Annotated in this window: 1 protein-coding gene; it reads right to left on the bottom strand. The window is 50.7% G+C overall.

Annotated features, from left to right (window positions below; translation table 11 throughout):
- Positions 1–168 precede the first annotated feature (168 nt).
- The gene (locus DP091_RS30995) at positions 169–714 is read right to left on the bottom strand and encodes an AAA family ATPase (protein ID WP_113061846.1); all 546 of its coding nucleotides are present in this window, start codon (positions 712–714) and stop codon (positions 169–171) included.
- Positions 715–839 lie beyond the last annotated feature (125 nt).

Raw genomic sequence — 839 nt, 5'->3', positions numbered from 1 at the left:
GCAGATGCCACCTCCATATTCTGAATCAATTCGTTCAGCCTCCTTTCCGATCATTTGGTCCAGCCGGACATCTATATTAAACCACGGCCGGCGGCAGGATCGAAGTGAATAAACAGGCTTAATTGTTTTTTACCAGCAATTCTTGTCATGAATGATACCGTGTTTAGGTTAATGAATCTTCCCCTCATCCCAAATCCGTTTCCAAATCTCTTGAGCGGTCTCTTCCGGAGATAAATCGGAGGTATCCAGCCACATGCCGATTCTCGGCGTTTCGTCGTTCAAACGCCGGTTCAGCTCATGGATGGTCCATACCCCGTAGCCTTTTTTGTTACGAATCTGCTCGCGTGCGCTGACAGCATTCTCAGATGGGTTCAGCACAACGACGTAAACGGGAAGGCCGTTTAGCATTTCGGTTATTTGCAGCAGCGCGGGGCCGAGAATGACGTCCTGGAGGACGACATGAAAACCCGCTTCAGCATAGGTTCTGGCAGCGGAGGCCGATAGCCTGTAGCGGAGGGCGAGCTGCCGCTTTGCTTCGTCTGAAGCATCCGGAAGCATTTCTTCCCTGCCTTTGACTATCATTTTCCGAAACGAGTCTCCCCGCAAGTGGACACCGCATTCAAATTTCTCGGCCAGCAGCTGGGCTACCGTTGATTTACCGGAAGCCATGACACCGGTGACAATAATAATGGCTGGTTGACGTGAATAGGACATCATGTTACCTCCGGTTCTGTGGATTTCAAATGAAAGGGAGCCCAATAACGGGCTCCCCTAAACGTGACACCGCTTACGCAGATGCCACCTCCATATTCTGAATCAATTCGTTCAGCCTCCTTTCC

Source organism: Paenibacillus sp. MDMC362 (assembly GCF_003269305.1).
Classification (GTDB): Bacteria; Bacillota; Bacilli; order Paenibacillales; family Paenibacillaceae; genus Paenibacillus_AQ.
Note: the sequence above shows the minus strand (reverse complement) of the source record. Positions and strands in the feature narration are given on the sequence as shown.